The 15425-nt window shown below is 67.9% G+C and carries 13 protein-coding genes; 1 reads left to right on the top strand and 12 read right to left on the bottom strand.

All coding sequences use genetic code 11. The annotated features are described in order from the left end of the window. Positions 1 to 324: 324 nt before the first annotated feature. Complete coding sequence (locus HYZ11_08055; GenBank protein MBI3127540.1) at positions 325 to 1896, top strand: DHA2 family efflux MFS transporter permease subunit; 1572 nt, start codon at positions 325 to 327, stop codon at positions 1894 to 1896. Positions 1897 to 1958: 62 nt separating this feature from the next. Here the strand turns inward: HYZ11_08055 and HYZ11_08050 are convergent, their stop codons facing one another. The 12 genes from HYZ11_08050 to HYZ11_07995 form a co-directional block, all read right to left on the bottom strand. After that, positions 1959 to 2276, bottom strand: coding sequence for a carboxymuconolactone decarboxylase family protein (locus HYZ11_08050; protein MBI3127539.1), 318 nt, complete (start codon positions 2274 to 2276; stop codon positions 1959 to 1961). A gap of 12 nt (positions 2277 to 2288) precedes the next feature. Continuing rightward, positions 2289 to 2624: a hypothetical protein gene (locus HYZ11_08045; protein MBI3127538.1), complete on the bottom strand. Its 336-nt coding sequence runs from the start codon at positions 2622 to 2624 to the stop codon at positions 2289 to 2291. Between the two features lie 44 nt (positions 2625 to 2668). Beyond that, positions 2669 to 4930 carry a xanthine dehydrogenase family protein gene (locus tag HYZ11_08040; GenBank protein MBI3127537.1) on the bottom strand — a complete coding sequence of 754 codons (2262 nt, stop codon included), beginning with the start codon at positions 4928 to 4930 and terminating at the stop codon, positions 2669 to 2671. Between the two features lie 273 nt (positions 4931 to 5203). Beyond that, entirely contained in the window at positions 5204 to 5866 is a 663-nt protein-coding gene (gene tenA / locus HYZ11_08035) for a thiaminase II (protein MBI3127536.1), read from the bottom strand. 9 nt (positions 5867 to 5875) lie between these two features. Beyond that, positions 5876 to 6274, bottom strand: a complete 399-nt coding sequence (gene queF, locus HYZ11_08030; protein ID MBI3127535.1) for an NADPH-dependent 7-cyano-7-deazaguanine reductase QueF — start codon at positions 6272 to 6274, stop codon at positions 5876 to 5878. A 12-nt stretch (positions 6275 to 6286) separates the two neighbouring features. Beyond that, complete coding sequence (locus HYZ11_08025; protein ID MBI3127534.1) at positions 6287 to 7387, bottom strand: alcohol dehydrogenase catalytic domain-containing protein; 1101 nt, start codon at positions 7385 to 7387, stop codon at positions 6287 to 6289. 104 nt (positions 7388 to 7491) lie between these two features. Continuing rightward, positions 7492 to 10671: an efflux RND transporter permease subunit gene (locus HYZ11_08020; GenBank protein MBI3127533.1), complete on the bottom strand. Its 3180-nt coding sequence runs from the start codon at positions 10669 to 10671 to the stop codon at positions 7492 to 7494. Then, positions 10668 to 12008 carry an efflux RND transporter periplasmic adaptor subunit gene (locus HYZ11_08015; protein ID MBI3127532.1) on the bottom strand — a complete coding sequence of 447 codons (1341 nt, stop codon included), beginning with the start codon at positions 12006 to 12008 and terminating at the stop codon, positions 10668 to 10670. Before HYZ11_08015 ends, HYZ11_08020 begins: the two co-directional genes overlap by 4 nt. A gap of 114 nt (positions 12009 to 12122) precedes the next feature. Then, entirely contained in the window at positions 12123 to 12566 is a 444-nt protein-coding gene (locus HYZ11_08010; protein ID MBI3127531.1) for a VOC family protein, read from the bottom strand. Positions 12567 to 12587: 21 nt separating this feature from the next. Then, entirely contained in the window at positions 12588 to 13568 is a 981-nt protein-coding gene (locus tag HYZ11_08005; GenBank protein MBI3127530.1) for an alpha-ketoacid dehydrogenase subunit beta, read from the bottom strand. Between the two features lie 35 nt (positions 13569 to 13603). Beyond that, positions 13604 to 14515 (bottom strand): thiamine pyrophosphate-dependent dehydrogenase E1 component subunit alpha, encoded by a 912-nt coding sequence (locus HYZ11_08000; protein MBI3127529.1) that lies wholly within the window; start codon positions 14513 to 14515, stop codon positions 13604 to 13606. Between the two features lie 155 nt (positions 14516 to 14670). After that, entirely contained in the window at positions 14671 to 15375 is a 705-nt protein-coding gene (locus HYZ11_07995; protein ID MBI3127528.1) for a dihydrofolate reductase family protein, read from the bottom strand. Between the last annotated feature and the right edge of the window lie 50 nt (positions 15376 to 15425).

The following is a 15425-nucleotide window of genomic DNA, read 5'->3' as shown; positions in this document are numbered from 1 at the left end:
CCGCGGCGGAGCCAATCGGCCCGAATGAGCCTGGGCTTGGGGAAAGCGCCGGGCTGCGGTCCGGTTTGGGCCCCCCATGGGCATGGGGAAATTCGCCCGATGGTGCTAAAATCAGCGGGAAAAGGCCATGGCTGATGCTGCTGAACCGTTCCGGTGAACCGCCCCTTCGCATAAGAATGACTGGCAGATGAGTCTTTTCATTCTCTCCCCTCTCTTCTCATCCTCCGGGGACTTGAGGGGCCAGGCCGGGCTGGACATCCGGTACTCGCGCCGCCCCCATGCGTTCTCCGATCCCGGGCGGGCCCAGAAGAATACCGCCGGTTGATGGCGGGCGCGCCGTTGGAGACGAGCCCGCAGCCGGCGGCCCCCGCATCCAGGACGGCCTCCCGATCCATGATCACCCTGGCCGTCCTCTTCGGCCAGTTCATCTCCGTGATGGACGTCAGCGTGGTGAACGTCGCCCTCCCGCACATGCAGGGGGCGTTCGGGGCGGACATCTCCTCCATCACCTGGGTGGCAACCAGCTACAGCATCGCCCAGCTCATCATGATCTGCATGACCAGCTGGTGGAGCACCCTCTTGGGGCGGAAGCGCTTCTACCTTCTCTCCTACGTGCTGTTCAGCCTGGGTTCCATCCTGGCGGGGACATCCACCTCATTCGGCGAGATGATCTTCTACCGCGCGATCCAGGGCTTGGGCGGAGGGCCTCTGATTCCGATCTCCCAAGCCATCCTCCGGGAGAGCTATCCGCCCCGCTTGCAAGGCATGGCCATGGCCATTTTCGGGATGGGCGTGGTGCTGGCCCCCGCGATGGGGCCCGTGGTGGGAGGCTGGCTCACGGAACGGTACGGCTGGCCGTGGATTTTCTACATCAACATCCCCTTCTGCCTGGCGGGGATGCTGCTCGTGCACCTGTATGTGCAGGACCCTTCCTACTTGAAGCGGGGCATCAAGGGGGTGGACTGGGGCGGGATACTCTTCCTCTTGGTGAGCATGATCGGCCTCCAGATCATTCTGGAGCGGGGCCAGGAGAACAACTGGTTCGAATCCAGCTTCATCGTGGGCTGGACCGCGGCCACGGCGGCGGCGGGTGTATTGCTGGTCGTGTGGGAGCTTAAGGCCGCGGAACCCATCGTGAACTTCCGCCTCCTGCGCCACCTTCAATTGAGCGTGGGCTCGGCCATTATCCTGCTCTTCGCCCTGGCGCTGTTCGGCTCCACCTTCATCCTGCCCCAGTTCCTTCAGGCCCTTCTCCGCTACACCGCCTACGACTCCGGCATCGTTCTCCTGCCGCGCGGGATAGCGCTTTTCCTCATGATGCCGCTGGTGGGCCGGCTGTTCAACGTGGTGGACCCGCGCCTTACCATGACCTTCGGCATGTCTTGCATTCTCTACTCCTTCTACGGGCTGTCCCAGCTCTCCCTGGACGCGGGGTTCTGGAACATGGTCCAGCCGCTCATCGTCATGGGGATCGGGATGCCCTGCGTCTTCGTGACGAACACAACCATTGCGATTCGGGGCGTTCTCCCGGCGGAGACGACCGCCGCGGCCAGCCTCTACGACTTGGGCCGGGTCATCGGCGGGAACATGGGCTTCGCCCTTCTGGCCACCCTGGTCGAGCGCCGGAGCGCCACGCACCGGGTGGGGCTGGTCGGCTACGTAAACGAGTTCAACGGGGCCTTCGTGGAGTACCACGGAAGTTTGATGGACATTCTCGCCGGCCAGCGGATGGATCCTGCGACGGCCCACACCAAGGCGTATGCCATCGTGGACCACGTGGTGAACCAGCAGGCCGCCATGCTCGCCTACAACGACACCTTTTGGTTCATGATGATCATTCTCGGGGGGATTTTGCCCCTCGTCTGGGTTCTTCCGGGAAAGCCCAAGACACCCTAGATTCCCGTCCGCCGCCGGGCTTTCTCCCTTGCGGCCGCAAGGCCACCGCACCCCCTCCGTCCCTAGCGCATGTCCTTTTCTTGGAACGCGATGCGCCCCCCGGGCGGCTCGACCACGAGGCGGAGGGCCTCGGCCACCCGGCCGGAGAGGTTCCACATGCCGCACACGAAGGTGAGCTCCACGATCTGGCGCGTGGTGAAGTGCTTCTTCATCTCCTCGAAGGCGAAGTCGTTCCGCTTGGCCCTCAGGTTCGTCACCTCGTCCGCCCAGCGGATGGCCGCTTTCTCCTTGCCGGAGAAGAGGGGGCTCCCCTCCCACCGATCCCCGTCGAGGAGGTCAATCTGCTCCGCCGTGAGGCCCAGAGCTCGACCGAGCTCCACGTTGTGCCCCACTCAGTTGTTGCATTGGGTGTGGAGCGCCGTCTTCACGATGACGAGCTCCATGATGAGGATGTAGTCCGGGGCGGTCTTGAGCCGGTTGGTGCGGAGCTTCTGATCGAGCAGCATCCAGGCCTCGACCAGGACCGGGGCGTGCCCCAGCATCTGGAGGTAGCGCGGCACCGTGCCCCACATCTCCACCGCCCAGTTGTAGCTGGGCATGAGCTCCTCCCGGATGTCCTCCGGGATGTTGTCCGGAGAAACGAAGGGCACCCGGGGCACCGGGCAGACCATCATCTCCTCGCTCACGCCCATCTCCGGCGTGAGGCCCGTCTTCTCGTTCACCGCCATGCTCCCGCCTCTCCTTTTTTTACTTTTACATGAACGCGAACCGCTTAAGCGCCGTTGCCCACGGCAGCGAGGGCTTTCCGCAGATGATGGGGGCCGACCGGAATGGAAAAGAAGGGCACGCCCACCGCGTCCTGGATCGCGTTCACGATGGCGGCGGCGGTGGCCACGATGGGGGGCTCCCCCACCCCGCGCATTCCGAAGGGGGTCCCCTCGGCCGGGTTGTCGTAGAGGATGACCTTCAGTTCCGGCATGTCCATGCTGGTCGGGAGGAGGTACTCGTGCAGGGTTTCTCCGCTGAGCCGCCCGTTCGGGTGGCGGAACTGCTCCTCCATGAGGGCTAGGCCCATTCCCTGGACCATCGCCCCCTCGATCTGACCCTCGACCGAGAGGGGGTTGATGGCGAAGCCCACGTCCTGGACGCCCACGAGGCGCAGCACCCGCACCTCGCCGAGCTCCGGGTGCACCGCCACCTCGGCCGCCTGCGCGGTGTAGATGGGGCAGGCCGGGGGCCGGGGGCTCGCCCCGTCTCCGATGAGGTAGCCGGTCACCTCGGGCGCGGCCTTGGCCACCTGAGCGAGGGTGAGGAAGCGGTCCCGCGCGGAGGCCACCTTCACCTTCCCCTCCTCGATGAGCAGGTCCCCCGGCGCGGCCTCCAGCTTGGCCCCCGCCACCTCCAGGATCTTCTTGCGGAGGTCCTTCACCGCCTTCATCGCGGCCCCCGCCACCGAGCGCGTCGCCTTGCTGCCCGAGGCGGCGGTGGACTGCGGGACGGTGTCGGTGTCCCCCACGGCGTAGCGGACGTGGTCGAGCCCCAGGCCCAGCTCCTCGGCCACGAGCTGGCAGAGGGAGGTGCTGGCCCCGGTCAGGTTCACCGTGCCCGACATCATCTGGACCGTGCCGTCTGGATTCAGCCGGAGGGAGCAGCTCGAGGCCTCGCCCGGGCCGTGCCAGAAGCCGCAGGCGATGCCCCGGCCGTACCGCCAGCCTTCCTCCTCCGGGAGGTCCGGGCGGCGGGGGACGGGCTGGCCCCAGCGCACCTCGGCCGCGGCCCGCTCCATCACCTTCGCCATGGCGTCGTCGCGGGTCACGCCAGCCAGGGTCTTGTCGCCCGGCCGAAGGGCGTTCTTGCGGCGGAACTCGAGGGGATCCATGCCCAGCTCGCGGGCGACGATGTCGGTGTGGACCTCGGTCGCGAAGTGGTACTGCGGCCCGCTGGGGGCGCGGACGGGGCCTGCCACCGGGGCGTTGGAGTAGACCGTGCAAGCCTTCACCCGGACGCCCGAGACGCGGTAGAGGGCGGAGGCCATGACCATCTTGCTGCTGCACTGGAAGGGGGCGCCGCGCCCGTAGGCGCCGTGATCCATGGTGACGTCCATCTCGCGGGCGACCAGGGTGCCGTCCCGTTTCACTCCGGTCTTGATGGTGAAAACGTGGGGATGGCGCGGGTTGACCGCCCGGTGGTCCTCCTCGCGGGACATCTCCATGCGCACGGCCCGGCCGGTCCTCAGCGCCAGGAGGGCGGCGATGTGCTCGTAGATGCTCTTGAGCTTGGAGCCGAAGCCCCCGCCGATCTCGGTGGGGATGACCCGCACCTTGGTCGCCGGGAGGCCCAGCGCCTCGGCCACGTCGGCGCGGATGGCCCAGGCGTCCTGGGTGGTGGTCCAGACGGTCACTTTCCCGTCGGCCCCGGCCTCGGCCGTGCAGGCGTGGGGCTCGATGTAGCCCGCGTGCACGTGAGGGGTCCGGAACGTGTGCTCGAGCACCACGTCGGCCTGGGCGAAGGCGGCGCCGGGATCGCCGAGCGTCTTCTCGAAACGGCCGAGAACGTTGCCCTCGGCCTGGGGCCCCAGGCCCTTGAGCTCTTTCCAGTCCTCGTGGACGAGGAGGGTCCTCCCCTCCCGGCTGGCGATGGGGTCGACGACGGGGGCGAGGGGCTCGTAGCGCACCCGGATGGCGTCTATCGCCGCCTGGGCCGCCTCGGGCGTCTCGGCCGCCACGGCGGCGACGGGATCGCCCACGTAGCGCACGTAGCCGTCCTTGCCGAGCCAGCTCTGATCCTTGATGTCCCCGCCGAAGCGGATGTCCGGGCACTCGTCGCGCGTGAGCACGTAGCGCACCCCGGGGATTTTCCTCGCCCGGGAGGCGTCCACCGAGAGGACGCGCGCGAAAGCGTGCGGGGTCCCGAGGACCCGGCCCGCCAGGGGCCGGACCGCCGGCACGTCGGCCCCGAAGCAGGCCGTGCCGGCCGCCTTGTCGGGCGTGTCAATCCTCGCCAGGCCCTTCCCCGCCACCTTATAGTCGTTCATCGCCGCCTCCGGATTGAGAATCGGCGCCGCCCGGCCGAACGGACGGGGCGCCGACGGCCGTTATCGGGAAAACAGGACCGCCATTCTGCGGCCCCCGCGCCCGGGGGTCAAGAAAGCCGGCCCTCCTGGCCGGGAACTGGAGATGAAGTCAAGGCGGGTGGGCGCGAGGCAGAGGTCCATGAAGCGAGACATCCTGCCCGGCTCTTTCCCCCTCCCCCGGAGGGGGAGGGAGAAGGCATTTATGGGACGATCAAAGTATTTGGACCTCCCGTCCTAGAGCGGCCATTTCTCCAGGCGGTAGGCCTGCTCCCAGAACATCCACTCGTAGCGGCTGGAGAGGAGGAAGGCCTCGCGCGCCCGGGCGCGCTCCAGGCTTCCCAGGGAAGGGCCCAGTCGGTCCGCCAGGGCGAGCTGGGCCTCGACCAGCCCTCCATAGACATCGCCGGCGTAGACGGAGATCCACTCGGCGCAGAGAGGGTCGGCCGGGAGGCTCCTGGCCAGGCGCAGCCCGACCTCCCGGTAGATCCAGTAGCAAGGGAGCAGGGCGGCCAGGCCCACGGCCAAGCTTCCCGCCCGGCACGTGGCCAGGAGGTGGCGGGTGTAGGCCAGGGTGGCGGGCCCGGGAGGGTCCACCCCCAGCCGTTCGCTCACCCCAGCCCGGGCGGCCAGCCCCGCGTGCAGGGCCCGTTCCACCCGGACGCAATTGGCGGCGTGCTCGGCGAAGGTTTCGAGGTCGTCCTGGGCGGCCGCCTTCGCGCCAGTCAATTGGAGGGCCCGGGCGAAGTCCTGGAGGTAGAGATAGTCCTGGCAGATGAAGTAGCCGAAGCGCTCGGGTGAGATGGCGCCCCCGCCCACCTCCCGGACGAAGGGGTGCCGGTGGATGGCCTCCCAGACCGGGGCGGCCGCCGCCCGAAGTTCCTCCCGGAAGCGCTCCACCTTGGACCCTCAGTCAGGCACGCCCGGAGGGCGGGTGCCGTGGACGGCGCGAATCTTGGTCTTGATGTTGCCGCGGACGTTGAAGTCGCCCTCCACCCAGGCCCACTTGGGCGAGCAGGCCGCGACGAGGTCGTTCAGAATCCGGTTCACCGCCTGCTCGTGGAAGATCTCCTGGTCGCGGAAGCGGTTGATGTAGAGCTTGAGGGACTTGAGCTCCACGATGGTCTCGCCCGGCACGTACTGGATGCGGATGATGGCGAAGTCCGGAAAGTTGCTGATGGGGCAGAGGCAGGTGAACTCGGGGATGGTGAAGTCGATGAGATAGTCCCGCTCCCGCGAGGGGTTGGGCACCGCCTCAAGCCTCGCCTCCGCGATCATCCGCGCGCCGTACTTCCGCTCGTCCGCCATCGGGTTCCCCGTTCATGCGCCGGGCGTCAGATTGACCAGCAGGGCCCCGTCCTTGCGCGCCGCGAAGGCCTCGAAGGCCTCCTTGTACTGCCGCAGGGGGAAGCGGTGGGTGATATAGGGCTGGACCCTGATGCGCCCGGCCTGGATGAGGGCCACCACCTCGTCCCCGCAGTTGGGGTTGGCGCGCACCCCGAAGATGTCCATCTCCTCGAGGACCACCCGCTTCCAGGCCAGGTCGGGGATGTTGTCCGGGATGCCGGTGATGCCGATGCGGGCGCCCTTGCCGCCGCAGTCCACCGTCCACTTGAAGCTGTCGGTGGTCCCGGCGGTCTCGAGCACGACGTTGGCCATCCGGCCGGACGTCAGGGCCTTGATCTTCTCCGGCACCCCGCCCTTGCGGTAGTCCACCGTCTCGGCGCCTTGGGCGGCGATGATCTCGAGGCGCTTGCCTCCCCCCACCACGATCACCCGCCCGGCGCCCAGGGCGCGGGCCGACTCGAAGGCGAAGACCCCGATGGGCCCCGAGCCCAGGATCACCACGGTGTCCCCCGGGTTAATGCCGGCCCGCTTGGCCGTCCAGAGGCCGCAGCCGGCCGGGTCCACGCAGGAGCCCACGTCGAAGGGCATCTCCTTGGGCATCTTGTGGAGGGCCCGCATGTTGTTGACGACGTACTCGGCGTAGGACCCCTGGGTGATGTGGCCGTACTGCCGGTGGCCGGTCACGGCCTTGCCGTAGTTCAGGCAAAGGTTGTAGCGGCCGGTGAGGCACATGCGGCAGGCACCGCAGCCGGCGTGGCTCGTGCCGGCCACGTGGTCGCCCATCTCGAGGCCGAAGCCCTCGGTGCCCGGACCCATGGCCACGACCTTCCCCGCCCACTCGTGCCCCAGGATGGCCGGGTACCTGGGCGGCCAGCGGGGGGCGTGGTTTCCCTTGATGATCTCGATGTCGGTCCCGCAGATGGTGGTGCTCTCCACCCGGACGAGGACCTCGCCGTGTCCCGGGGCCGGGGTCTCGACCTCGCCGATCTCGAACTTCATGGGCGCGGTCAGGATGACCGCCTCCATCCTTTTCTTCACGTCGGCGCCGTAGCGGATGCCGTTCGTCGTGGACATGAACCGGCTTCTCCCTGTCAATGGCCGGAACCCGTTGTGGCGTAAATCCGCCGGATGAGGGGCCTATTACAATGCCGACGCCGGGGGCCGTCAAGGCGCCGGAGCTAGGCGGATGGCCGGAGCGCCTCCGGCGAGTGCACGTCCACCTCCTCCCGGCTCGGCCAGCGGCCCAGCCACCCGCGCCAGAAGAGGCGGGTCGCGTCGTTTCCGATCAGGACGATGACCGGCACGAGGATCAGGGTGATGGCCGTGGAGAACAGGAGCCCGAAGCTGAGGCTCACCGCCATCGGGATGAGGAACTGGGCCTGGAAGCTCTTCTCCGCCAGCATGGGAGCCAGGCCGGCCACGGTGGTAAGGGTGGTCATCAGGATGGCCCGCCAGCGGGATACTCCCCCGTGGTGAAGCGCCTCCTCGACGGGCATTCCGGAGGCGATGTTGCGGTTCACGAAGTCGAGCAGCACGAGGGAGTCGTTCACCACCACCCCCGCGAGGGCCACGATCCCCATCAGGCTCATCATGGAAATGTCCAGCCCCATGACGATGTGCCCCCAGATGGCGCCCACGATGCCGAAGGGGATGGCGCTCATCACCACCAGGGGCTGAAAATAGCTGCGGAACATGATAGCCAAGTTCACAAAAATGCTCGCCAAGGCGACCAGGAAACCCAGTTGCAGGCTCGCGAGGGACTCTCTCGACTCCTTTGTCTGGCCCTCAAAGCGGACGCGCACGCCCGGGTGACGCCCCTGGAGGGGAGGGAAAAACTTCGCCCGAAGATCGTTCATGATCTCCGTTGCGTTGGCGCGGGCGTCGTCCACCTCGGCGGAGACAGTCACCGCCCGGCGCCGGTCCACGCGCTTGATCTGCGCGAGGCCCCGCTCCACGTCCACCCGGGCCACCTCGGAGAAAGGGATCTCCGCCCCGGAGGGGGTGCGGATGCGCGCGTTCTCCACATCCCCCAGGCTCTGGCGCTCTCCCAAGGGGTAGCGGAGCTTCACCTTCACGTCCTCCCGGCCGCGCTGAAGGCGGAGCGCCTCCAGCCCGAAGAACCGCGCCCGGAGCTGGTTCGCCAGATCCTGCAGGCTCACCCCCAGCAGCCGCCCCTGCTGGGTCGGGGTGACGCGGAGCTCGGATTTTCCCGGGCGGAAGTCGTCCTCGATGTCGTATACGCCCGGGTATTTCCTCAACTCGGCCTTCAGCTCATCCGAAACCCGGCGGAGGATGTCCAGGTCGCCCCCCGCGAACTGGATCTCCAGCGGCTTTCCTCCCGGCGGCTGGGCCCCCGACGCCTGGAATATCAGGCTGACGGTGTCGGGGATCTCGCCCGTCCGCTCCCGCCACCCGTTGACGATCTCGGTGCTGCCGATCCCGCGCAGCTCGGAGGGGAGCATCTCCACGATGACCTGGGCGGCGTGGCTGCCTTCCTCGGTGAGGTTGGGCCCGATCTGCTCCCCCAGAACGGTGAAGACGTGCTTGACGAGTGGCTCCCCGCTCTTCGTCTTGAACTCGGCGTTGAGATTCATCGCCACCCGCTCGATCCGCCGGGCGGCCTCGGCCGTCCGCTCGACAGGCGTTCCCTCCGAAAAGAGGAGCTTCGCCTCGACCCAATCCGAATCGAACCGGGGAAAGAAGACGAAGCGCACGTGCCCCCCCGCCACCAGGGATACCGTCACCAGGAACAACGCGGCGGCGGCCGCCGCCACCAGGTACCGGGCCTTCAGGCAGAACCGCAGGGAGGGCGCATACAAACTCTCCACGACCCAGGCTACCCAGCCGTCCACCCGCTGGCGAATGCGGAAGCCGCGGCTCCCCTCCCGGGGAAACTTGAACCAGTGCCCCAGGTGGGCCGGGAGGATGAACAGGGCCTCGAACAGCGAGGCTACGAGGGAAGCGATAATCCCGACCGGCAGGATGGCCAGGAATTTCCCGAGCGTGCCCTGCACGAACATGAGCGGCAGGAAGGCGATGATGGTGGTGGTGATCGTGGCGATGACGGGCCAGGCCACCTCGGCGGTTCCCTCCACCGCCGCCGTGATGAAGTCCTCGCCCCTCTTCATCCGGGTGTAGATGTTCTCCGCCACCACGATGGCGTCGTCCACCAGCATGCCGATCACCATGATGAAGGCGAAGAGGGTGATCATGTTCAGGGTGCCGCCCCAGAAGGTGATGAAGCCGAGCGCGGCCATCACGGCCACGGGAAGGCCCATCGCCACCCAGAGGGAGAGGCGGATGTTCAGGAAGAGCCACAGGGTGAGGAAGATGAGGACTAGGCCCTGGCGGCCGTTCCGCAGCAAGAGGTCCATGCGGTCCCGGATGAGGCGGGAGGTGTCGGCCCACGCGTCGAGCGAGAGGCTGGGCGGGAGCTGCGACCGCTTCGTCCGGACATATTCGCGGGCCAGCGCGGCGATCTCGAGGGCGTCCTCCTCATCGGTCTTGTAGATCACGATGAGGGCGGCGGGCTTCCCGTTGAAGCGACCGGTCTTGTCGCTCTCGGCAAAGCCATCCGTCACCCGCGCGATCTCCCCCAGGCGCAGGATGGTGCCGTTCGGGCGGGTGAGGATGGGCAATGCCTCGAACTCGCGTCCCGTGTAGCGCTTCCCGATGGTGCGGATGCGGATGCGGCGCTCGGGCGAGCGGACGTCGCCGCCGGAGAGATCCAGGACATTCTTCCGGATGATGTCGGCCAGGCCCTCGAAGGTGAGGTTGTGCGCCCGCAAGGTGGCCTCGGAAACCTCTATCGAGATCTCCCACTCCCGGAGCCCCCGCACGATCACTTGGGAAATGCCCGGGATGTTGAGGAGGTCCTCCTTCACCTCCTCGGCCACGCGCTTGAGCGCGACCTCGGGCACGTCGCCGTACAGTGCGAGGTCCAGCACCTGGTCGAGCCGCTTGATCTCGGTGACGACGGGCCTCTCGGTGCTCTCCGGGAATGTCTCGACGCGGTCCACGGCGTTCTTTACGTCGTCAAGAGCCTTCCTCCGGTCCCGGACCCACGAATAGAGCTCCGCCACCGTGGCGCATCGGCCCTCGAACGCGGTCGAGGTGATGGTCTTCACCCCCTCGACGCCCGTCAGCGCCTCGTCCACCTTGATGCATACGCCCTCCTCCACCTCCTCGGGGCTCGCCCCCTCCCAAATGATCTGCACCTGGATCCGGTCCAGGGAAAACTGCGGAATGAGCTCGCTGCGGATGTTGAGGAGGGCGAGGAGGCCGATGAGGATGAAGAACCACATCAGGATGTTGGCCATGACGCGGTTCCGGGCGAAGAGCGCGATGAGGCTTCTCACCGTTTCCGCTCCCCGGCCCGGTTCCCGTCGGCCAGGCGCAGCTTCAGGCCCGGCACCGGCTCCGGAATGGGCGAGAGGATGACCCACTCGCCCTCCCGGACTCCGTTCTGAACGACCGCTTCGCTCTCGTCCTTCCGCAGCACCTGCACCTTGCGGATGTCGAGGCGGCCGTCATTGAGGACATGGACCACGTCGTCCGCATGGAGAGCCGTCCGCGGGATGACGAAAACGTCGCGCACCGTGATGCCCCGGATGCGCGCCTGCACGAACATCCCGGCGATGAGGGGCGGGTGCCGCCCGGGCGCCCAGTCCTTGAGCGGCTCGGGGACCTCCACGATGAGGGTGACGGCGCGGGTGGCCTCATCCAGGCCGGCCTCGACCACCGTCACCTGGCCCTCCCAGCGGAAGTCCTGGCCGAAGCGGTTCCACAGCACCTCGGCGCTGGGGAAGAACTGCTGGACCTCCTCCCGGCTGCGGGGGAACTGGACCACGCCCTCCGTCCGCCGGAAGGCCCAGCGGGCGTCCTCCACGGGGACCGAGACCGGGATCTCCACCACCGACATGTCGTGGATGGCCCCGATGGACTGCCCCGCCCGGACATAATCGCCCACCTCGATCTTGGCCTGGCGCACCCGCCCGTCGAACGGCGCATGGTACTTTGTCCGCTCGAGGGCCAGCCTAGCCTCCTCGAGCTGGGCCTGCGAGACGCGCAGGGCGGCCCGTTTTTGGGCGAGCTGGGGAGGGATGAGGTCCAGGGCGGTACGCGACTGGAGGGCGAGCTGCTCCTGCCGGAGAAAAGCCTGCAGGGTGTTCTCGAATTGGGTGGGGGAAACCACCCCTTCCTGCCGCAGCTTCCGGTTGCGCTCCAGCTCGGTTCCGACCAGCTTGAGCTGGCGCTCGGCGATCTTGAGGGCCGTCCGGTTGTTCTTCTCCTCCTGGTTCAGGCGCTGGATGTCCGCCTCGAGCTGGGCAATCTGCGCCTGGCGCTGGGCCACCGCGAGCTCATAGTCCCGGGGGTCCACCTCGAAGAGCAGTTCTCCCTTTTGGATGAAGCCCCCGCTCCGGAGGCCCGCCGAGCGCCGGATGAACCTCCCCGAGACCTCGGGCACGAGCTGCACCTCGGTCTTCGGGCGGACGGTGCCGTAGCCCGTCACCCAGAGGGCCTTCTCCTTCCGTTCGAGGCGCATGCCCCGCACGAGGCGGCCCTCCGCCTCGGGGCGCGTCACCACCGGGGTGGGCCGGCTGCGGATCAGAACAAAGGAAATGAGGAGGCCCGCCAGGAGCACGCCGGCGGCGGCCAGGACGAAGTGGCGGTTTTGGTCGAGCCGGAGGTTCACGGCTCCCCCTCAAACGGAAGGAAATGCGCAGATAGGCGGGGAAGGAGCGGCTTCCTCCAGCGGAAGGGTATACCCTTCCGGGCTGGCCGGGAAAGCGGGGCGCTGGTGAGTGGCTCAGCGGCGGGGAGGCTGGATGAGTTCCAGCGTGTTGCCGTCCGGATCTTCCATGTAGACGACCAGCCCGCCCTTGTTCGGCCCCTCGGGGATGCCCACGGGGGCGGACATGAAGCGGACGCCCTTGCTCTTCAAATCAGCGTACATGGCGTTCAAATCATCCACATTGAAGCAGACGTGGGCGCTCCCCACGTTGTTGGTGGCGGTGTCGATCTTCACACCCGCCCCGCCGATGTACTGGATCAACTCGATCGGATAGCCGGCCCCCCGCACGTAGATGATGTGCAGGTGGGCGCCGGGGACGCCGGTCACCATCTCGCAATAGCGAGGGTCCCGGAGGGTGTCCGACATGACCTCGAAGCCGAGCTTTTCACAGTACCACTTGGCCGAAACCTTCACGTCGGAGACGGTGAAGCTCGTGTGGTTGACGCCGGTCAGGCCCATTTCTTCTCCGGACATTCGCCGTCACACCGCGGCGCCCACCGCCTCCTTGGCCGCCTTCACGATCTTTCCCGGGCTGGGGAGGACGAACTCCTCCAGCCTGGGCTCGAAGGGGATGGGGGCGTCCAGGGCGGCGATGCGGCCGATGGGGGCGTCCAGGTAGTCGAACGCCTCCGCCTGGATGGCCGCCGCGATCTCGGAGCCCACCCCGCTGCGCAGATGGCCCTCCTCCACCACCACGCACCGGCCGGTCTTGCGGACGGATTCGGCCAGCGTGGCCGTGTCGAGGGGGGCCAGGGTACGCGGATCGACGACCTCGGCGCTGATGCCCTCCCCCGCGAGCGCCTCGGCCGCCCGGAGGCAGTTCACCACCTGGTAGCCGACGCCAACGAGAGTCACGTCCGAGCCGGGACGCTTCACCTCGGCCTTTCCGAAGGGGACGAGGTGCTCACCCTCAGGCACCAGTCCCTTCTGCTTGTAGAGCATCTTGTGCTCGACGAAGAGGACCGGGTTGTCGTCCCGGATGGCCGCCTTGAGGAGGCCCTTGCCGTCCGCGGGGTTGCTCGGCACGGCCACCTTGATGCCCGGCATCTGCATGAACCAGGCCTCCAGGCACTGGCTGTGGGTGGGGCCGTACTGGACCCCGCCCCCACCCGGGGTGCGGACCACCATGGGCACCGAGATCTGCCCGCCCAGCATGTAGCGGAGCTTGGCCGCCTGGTTGATGAGGGGATCCATCGCCAGCATGATGAAGTCCATGAACATGATCTCGATGACGGGCCGGTAGCCCGCCATCGCCGCCCCGACGCCGGCGCCGACGATGCCGAGCTCGCTGATTGGGGTGTCCCGCACGCGCTCCTTGCCGAAGCGCGCGGCCAATCCCTTGGTGACGCCGAAGACATAGGCCAGCTCGACGTCCTCGCCGATGACGAAGACCTTGGGGTCCCGCTCCATCTCCTCGTGGAGAGCTTCGTTCAGGGCGTCGACGAAGGTAATCTCACGCATGTCCTTCTCCCTGGCGCGGCCGCCGCGCCGGCTGGTTACGCGTAGACGTCCTCGAGAGCCGACGAGAGGGCGGCGTCGGGGCTCTTCTCGGCGAACTCGATGGCCGTGGCCATCTCCTTGTCCACCTCGGCCTGGATGGCCTTTTTTTCAGCCTCGGTCGGTTTGAACATCTTCTCGGCCACGATGAGAGGGTCGCGCTTGCGCCACCGCTCGACCTCCTCCTTCGTCCGGTAGGGGCCGAACTGCGGGTCCCCGCGCGAGTGCCCGAAGAACCGGTAGGTCTTGGCCTCGATCAAGGAGGGTCCCTCGCCCCGCCGTGCCCGGGCGACGGCCTCCCGGGTGGCCTCGTAGACGGCCATCACGTCCATGCCGTCCACCGTGACGCCCGGGGCGTTGTAGGACTGCGCGCGGAGGCTGATGTCGCGCACCGCCGTCGAGCGGTTCACGTGGAAGCTCACCGCGTAGTGGTTGTTCTCGCAGAAGAAGACGACCGGGAGCTTCCAGATGGCGCACAGGTTCAGGGACTCGTGGAAGCTGCCCTGGTTGGAGGCCCCGTCCCCGAAGAAGACGACCGCCACCCGGCCCTTCCCCTCGAGCTGGAAAGCCAGGCCCATCCCGGCGGCCATGGGCATGTTGGCCCCCACGATGGAGTGGGCGCCGTAGTGGCCCTTGGAAATGTCGGCGATGTGCATGGAGCCGCCCCGGGCCTTGCACAGGCCGGTCGCCTTCCCCAGGAGCTCGGCCATCATCTCGTTGAGGCGGGTCCCCTTCGCGATGGAGTGCCCGTGCCCCCGGTGGGTGGTCAGGATGGCATCGTCCTGGTTCAGGGCCGAACAGACACCCACCGAACAGGCCTCCTGGCCGATGCTCACGTGGACGGCGCCCTTGATCCGCCCCGCCATGAAGAGCTCGTCTGTCTTCTCCTCGAAGCGGCGGATGCGGAGCATGTTCCGGTACATCCGGAGGAAACCTTCCCGCGGCATGGCGCGGGAGGGGGACTTGGGTTTCGCCTTCGTGGCCACTGGGTCATTCCTTCCAGGGAGGAGGAGCCCGCAAACCGGGAGCCGGGAAGACCAATCACTACCACAGCCTCACCCTCCGTTCAACGTGCGGGAGGGTTCCCGGCATTCGGGCGGTCCACCCGGTAGCGGAGGAAGATCTCCTCCCCCTCCCGCCGCACCTCCTCGAGCCGCAGGCGGAGGAAACTTCCGGAGGGGAAGCCCTCGCCGTCGAGGAGGGTGGGGGCCGCGGTCCCGCCCGCCAGCCAGGGCGTCAGGGTGACGTGGAGGGCGTCCAGGAGGCCCTCCCGGGCGAACATCCAATGGACGCTCCCGCCCCCCTCCAGCAGCACCCTCTCCATGCCCCGCTTCGCCAGGGCGGCCAGCAGGGCGGAGGCGGTGACCTCCCGGCCGCCCAGGACCACCACCTCGGCCCGGCCGCGCGCCGCGGCCTCGGCCGCGGGGGCGCCCTGGTCGCCGGTGAAGATGAACCGCCGCACATCCTGGGCGTCGAACCATTTGGCGGACGGAGGGATGTTCCCGCTCAGCGTGATGACCCCGTTGGCCGGCTGAGGCGGGCGTCCCGAGGACGCCCGCGCCGCGGTCAGCTCCGGGTTCCGGATGCGGGCGGAACTTCGGGTGGCCCGCAGGGTTTCCCCGCCCCAGAGGACGATGTCGGCCTCCGCCCGGAGGCGGTCCATCTCCCTCCGGTCTGCCTCCGAGCCGAGCGAGAAGGGCTCCCGGCCGGCGGCGGCGATCTTGCCGTCGAGCGTCACCGCCATGTTTACAAAGATATATTGGCTGCCCATCCGCCTCTCCTCGGGCCCGGTTGTGGTCCCCCGGCGGCTGCGATTAAAAT

The organism is Candidatus Tectomicrobia bacterium, from assembly GCA_016192135.1.
Lineage (GTDB): Bacteria > UBA8248 > UBA8248 > UBA8248 > UBA8248 > 2-12-FULL-69-37.
Note: the sequence above shows the minus strand (reverse complement) of the source record. Positions and strands in the feature narration are given on the sequence as shown.

What these genes read in the sequence shown, in the direction of transcription:
- HYZ11_08010 (MBI3127531.1), bottom strand. Translation starts at nt 12,566, where the DNA reads ATGGGCCTGACCGGCGTCAACCACACGAGCTTCACCGTCTCCGACGTG.
- HYZ11_08040 (MBI3127537.1), bottom strand. Translation starts at nt 4,930, where the DNA reads ATGAACGACTATAAGGTGGCGGGGAAGGGCCTGGCGAGGATTGACACG.
- HYZ11_08000 (MBI3127529.1), bottom strand. Translation starts at nt 14,515, where the DNA reads ATGCTCCGCATCCGCCGCTTCGAGGAGAAGACAGACGAGCTCTTCATG.
- HYZ11_08025 (MBI3127534.1), bottom strand. Translation starts at nt 7,387, where the DNA reads ATGTCCACGACGAACGGCATCCGCTACGGCGCCGACGTGAAGAAAAGG.
- HYZ11_08005 (MBI3127530.1), bottom strand. Translation starts at nt 13,568, where the DNA reads ATGCGTGAGATTACCTTCGTCGACGCCCTGAACGAAGCTCTCCACGAG.
- HYZ11_08045 (MBI3127538.1), bottom strand. Translation starts at nt 2,624, where the DNA reads ATGGCGGTGAACGAGAAGACGGGCCTCACGCCGGAGATGGGCGTGAGC.
- HYZ11_07995 (MBI3127528.1), bottom strand. Translation starts at nt 15,375, where the DNA reads ATGGGCAGCCAATATATCTTTGTAAACATGGCGGTGACGCTCGACGGC.
- HYZ11_08055 (MBI3127540.1), top strand. Translation starts at nt 325, where the DNA reads ATGGCGGGCGCGCCGTTGGAGACGAGCCCGCAGCCGGCGGCCCCCGCA.
- queF (MBI3127535.1), bottom strand. Translation starts at nt 6,274, where the DNA reads ATGGCGGACGAGCGGAAGTACGGCGCGCGGATGATCGCGGAGGCGAGG.